This is a genomic window from Coleofasciculus sp. FACHB-712, from assembly GCF_014695635.1.
Lineage (GTDB): Bacteria > Cyanobacteriota > Cyanobacteriia > Cyanobacteriales > FACHB-T130 > FACHB-T130.
In genome coordinates this window covers 1-4,528 of the sequence record NZ_JACJOQ010000339.1, presented here as the reverse complement: position 1 = coordinate 4,528, position 4,528 = coordinate 1, and the positions used below count along the sequence as shown (strand labels likewise).

Genomic DNA, 4,528 nt, shown 5'->3' with positions numbered 1-4,528 from the left:
GTAACAATGACCGTGAGGGATAAACCCTCCTGAACTAAAAAAGACATTTAAAAATTCCAGCATCCAGCTTCTTTCCTTACCCTTGAAGTAAAAAAGACGTTTAAAAATTCCAGCCTCAAGCTTCTTTCCTTAGCAGCCTGAGTCTACCTTAAAGTAAATTTTCTGGCAGGGCGATAAGATACTCTCAGAAGAGGCTTTAATAACCTCCATTCCCCTCGTTGGTAATCCCATTTTGTTTGACCGTTACCATGTTTGATTTTATGAAGCTACCAATTGGTAGAGACAAGGAGAATCGTAAGTTTTTTACAATCTAAAATAGTATAGCAATCAGATTTAAGTTATGAGGTAGAGGTTCAGCTCCCCGACTTCTTAGGGAAGTCGGGGAGCTGACCTTCTAATCAGTAAAATTGCTATCAACTCATTCTGCTGGTAGAGGGATGCATAGCTTTCCTAGCCAAACCTATAAACTTTATCAGTGTTTATTTTCTCTGCGACCTCTGCGATTCGTTAAAAAAACATTTCAAAAATTAAATGTAATTACGATAGCCTTTATTATTTTATCAATATATCTTTTTTCTTTAAAATGGTTTATATAGGTGGAACTAATTCTTATATTATTAACTACAGATTTTAGCAAAGGTGCGTTTGCCAATCAGCCTATGAATCCAGAAGATATTCGGATAGCGATCGCGCAAGCGAGAGATGCCTGGATTGCTCGTGACGCAGAGGCTCTAGCAGTACTGTTTGCGCCCGACGGTGAAATCATCCTACCGGGTCAACGATGGCAGGGGCAAGAGAGAATTCGGCAAGAAGTCACTCATTTTGCTCAGCAGTATTCAGATGTAAGAATTGAGATTCGGCAGGTAGTTGTTGAAAGCGATCGCGCAGTAGTCGAGTGGTATTACGAAGATACTGAAAATGCAACAGGTCGTCGTAACAAAGCCGATGATGTTATTGTTATTAATTTCCAAGCGGGTCGGATTAGTCGCTGGCGTGAATATTTTGATACTGAAACGCCTAAGTTAAGAACATGATAATTGATTCTGTCAAAATTTAAATGAGGTGAGGCAACTATGAGCGACGAGCAAGAGGTATTAGCCGCAAATCAGGCTTTCTATCGAGCCTTCGAGAAAAAAGATATCGAAGCCATGAGTGCAATCTATTCGCAAGGAACCGGGACTCTTTGTATACACCCCGGACGCAAAGCACTGAAAGGCGGCAAGGAAATTCGCTCTTCCTGGGAACAGATATTTAAAAACACCAGTTACATTGAAATAGAAACAGAGATTGTTACTACAGAGATTCGAGATAATATTGCCTACATTATACTTGTCGAAAATGTGTTTCAAGTCAGCGGTGGCAGAAGAGTTAAAGCCCAGTCGATGGCAACGAATATTTTTGAGCGAATGGCCCAAAAGTGGTATTTAGTCCATCACCACGGGAGTCCTTTAATGCGTTAAAGGTTGGGAAGCCACCTGAAAACGGAGGCTTCCCCACTCTTGCGACGTGGCGTTTGAGGAACGAAACTTAATGCTGACACAGAGATAAGGATGGGGAACTACAAATAATTCGATCCATCTAAATAGTGATTTTCGTCCCTCAATTTCTGAAGTGGATAACAGCGTCTCCTAAAGTTTCTGTTGTACCTTACAGAACCCCGGACTAGAGTTGCTTAGCGATAGATTCAAGAGGATTAGGTTGAGCGTTTTTTGGAGGTTGTGGCACCACAGTTGGGTAAGGATTAATAAGAGCATCATCAACCCAGCCGGAATAATATTTGACGCTAGTAGAATTCTTCGACAAATTCACTAAATCCAAATCGCCTCGCATGGCATTAAGGTTGATGCCACCGCTAGGATTGCGCTCTATAGAACCAATGCCTCTAGGACCTCCCCCAGAGTGACACTCACACACTTCATCAAATCCTCGGACAAAGCGCGAACCGTCCCAATGCCAGTCATTACCAGGCCAGGAGACAGGAGAAAACCACACCGGCGGCTTTTCCGATGATCCAAAAATTTCAGACCAAGAAGTTGCCCCCTGCCCATCCAGCGTCCCTGTGAAGCCTGTTTCATATCTGACTTCGTAACGACCTTTCCGGCGCGGCAGAGGTTGATTGCTACTGCTATAGTCTGTGGGCAGCCACCAGAGAACTTCAACGGTTTGTCCCCCAGTAGCATCGAGAGTAGCCGCAGGCGTCTCGTTCAATAAGGCGCTGTAGAGTGGCACTTTCTTGGTCGGTAGTTGTGCGGTGATGGCAAAGCGCCAGCATTTCCAATCAGGATTATCGGGAACTGACAATTGCAACTGGCAGACCCCGTTGCCTGTACCAACCCAAAGCCGATCTGATTCCAGCAATAGCTTATCGGGAATTGTACCGATGAGCGGACTGTTGTCTACGCGGTACGAAGTCACAGAACCAGATTGCAGGTCAGAAGAGTTGGGACGGTACGCGACTAATCCCATTCCTGGTGAATAGTTGTTGCCTTCTCCACTAATTTTTGTTGCCATCCAGAATGTTGGGCGATCGCGAGTTCCAGCAATCTCGAAATCCAGAATCTCTTGTCTATCCATCCCTTGTGGATGAATAACTGTCCATTTCTGCTGCTGCGGCTGATAACCAACGAGAGTTGTTTTGCCGGTATACCCTTCTCCTTGTGGAAAGGCAAGCGACCACCACAAGCGATCGCCTACAATTTTAGCGGCGGTAATGTAAGGAAAGCTCAGACAACTACCTGTATATAAGGTTTGAGTTTTCGATTGCTTATCAGGAGTAATTAGCTTAATTACGACTTTTGCTTCTTTTTGGCAATCTGGAGTTTCTGAATTCCCTTCACGACTTACCCGATATTGATAAGTCTTGCCTTCATATTCAATCGTTTCGTAACGAGAAGGCAGATTTAACTCTCCCCCTAGCGCTTTTTGATGCTTCTCTGGCTGAGAAACAAAATTTTTGGGGAGGCTTCCTGGTTGCACAGAAAAATTACTACTATTTTTGTCAAAAACAAAATCATACTTGCGGGATTGAAACTTTACAGTATTGCCAGCAGTCACAATGTTGCGGATGTGAAAATCAAATTGCTGAGAAGGCAATTCATCTTTATCGGAAACCAGTTTTGGCAATTTAGTTGCTGAATTATCCGAATTCGCTATCTGGGAACTTTTGTCAGTTTGTGAAGTCGTTTTTGAGTTTGAAGCCGTCGATTTAGTAGAATTAGTTGCTTGCTCAATTGCCTGAGGTGATTGAGGAGTTTGAGCTGCACAGGCATTGAGAATTCCAACAATACCGAAAATTGCCACGAGACGCTTCATAGAGAGGTTTTCTCTCTTTTTGGAAAAATCATTTAATAGGGAAATCACGTCTAAACACAGATGAACACGATAGAGATAGATACAATCTTCGTTTTTGGATTTCCCGATAAGTAAGGATGCGAAAAAAGCTTATTTAAATAACACTTTCGCTAACGTTTATTAAAGGTCTACAAAACAGATTTTTTCCCGTTTCAGCCTTTTCGAGATGTGTCCGTGCCTTGTAGTCGAGAACACGTGGATCTCTTGAAAATTAAATTGTGCGCTTACGTGCTGTCTCGACTAACGCCTGAAAGATGCGTTGCTGATAGGGATCTTGGAGAGCGAGTTCTGGATGCCACTGAAGTGCGATCGCCCAAGGATGCTGTTCGTGTTCCATCGCTTCAATTACGCCATCAGAAGCGCGTGCCGTAACCCTCCACCCTGGTGGTACTGTCCGCACCGCTTGATGATGCCACGAGACTATCTCCGACTCTGTAATGCCAATCATCGCTGCTAGGCGACTATCAGGGTCAATTTGCACATGATGTTCGCAGAAGCGAGACTGATGGGTGCGGTGCGCGATCGCGTCACCAAATTCATCCGGCAGATGCTGCACCAAATTGCCACCTGTTGCGACTACCAAAATTTCCAAGCCACGACAAATCCCTAAGATTGGGATATCTGTCTCTAAAACCAGCTTGGCTAAAGCTAGCTCAAAGGTATCGCGCTGACGATCGACGTTATAAACTGTGGGATGGGATGAGTCGTTGTAAATCGCGGGGTCAATATCACCCCCGCCAGAAAAGATCAATCCATCAATTCTTTCTAAGATGGCTGCGGGATCGGGTTCTCCTGGGGGCAGCAACATCGGTAAGCCACCCGCTAAGCGCACTGCCTCTACATAGTCGCCTCTGATGCTAAACAGGCGCGTATCCAGCTGACCAGCGGTAGTAATTCCAATGAGTGGCGGCTTAGATTTCATTTTCTGATGTTAGCAGTTGATCGGGCGATCGCTCTGGCTCCGCAACCTCAACATTGCGAGATTTTATCCCTGATGCGGGGAATCGCAAAATCTCTCCTATTGCTTTCAGTCTCCATCCTGAAAGTAGCTTCCGGCAATAAAGAGCGATCGCTGTCTGTGCAAGGTAGCCAATTGCGAAATCTACCGCAACATCAAACGAGCGATCGCCGTCTTTGCATTCTTAGGCTGAGTTCCCCTTAAGCATGACTGTTTTTG

The 4,528-nt window shown here is 44.7% G+C and carries 5 protein-coding genes; 3 read left to right on the top strand and 2 right to left on the bottom strand.

Going from position 1 to position 4,528, the window contains the following annotated elements; translation table 11 throughout:
• The first annotated feature begins 659 nt into the window (after positions 1 to 659).
• Both H6F50_RS08660 and H6F50_RS08655 read left to right on the top strand, forming a co-directional pair.
• Positions 660 to 1,034 carry a nuclear transport factor 2 family protein gene (locus tag H6F50_RS08660; protein WP_190428371.1) on the top strand — a complete coding sequence of 125 codons (375 nt, stop codon included), beginning with the start codon at positions 660 to 662 and terminating at the stop codon, positions 1,032 to 1,034.
• Positions 1,035 to 1,073: 39 nt separating this feature from the next.
• Positions 1,074 to 1,460, top strand: a complete 387-nt coding sequence (locus tag H6F50_RS08655) for a nuclear transport factor 2 family protein (RefSeq protein ID WP_190428370.1) — start codon at positions 1,074 to 1,076, stop codon at positions 1,458 to 1,460.
• A gap of 202 nt (positions 1,461 to 1,662) precedes the next feature.
• Here H6F50_RS08655 and H6F50_RS08650 read toward each other — a convergent pair whose 3' ends face one another.
• Entirely contained in the window at positions 1,663 to 3,312 is a 1,650-nt protein-coding gene (locus H6F50_RS08650; protein ID WP_190428369.1) for a hypothetical protein, read from the bottom strand.
• Positions 3,313 to 3,562: 250 nt separating this feature from the next.
• The gene (locus H6F50_RS08645; RefSeq protein ID WP_190428368.1) at positions 3,563 to 4,273 is read right to left on the bottom strand and encodes a gamma-glutamyl-gamma-aminobutyrate hydrolase family protein; all 711 of its coding nucleotides are present in this window, start codon (positions 4,271 to 4,273) and stop codon (positions 3,563 to 3,565) included.
• A gap of 6 nt (positions 4,274 to 4,279) precedes the next feature.
• Between H6F50_RS08645 and H6F50_RS08640 the strand changes: the two genes are divergently transcribed.
• Entirely contained in the window at positions 4,280 to 4,513 is a 234-nt protein-coding gene (locus H6F50_RS08640; protein WP_190428367.1) for a hypothetical protein, read from the top strand.
• The last annotated feature ends 15 nt before the right edge of the window (positions 4,514 to 4,528 follow it).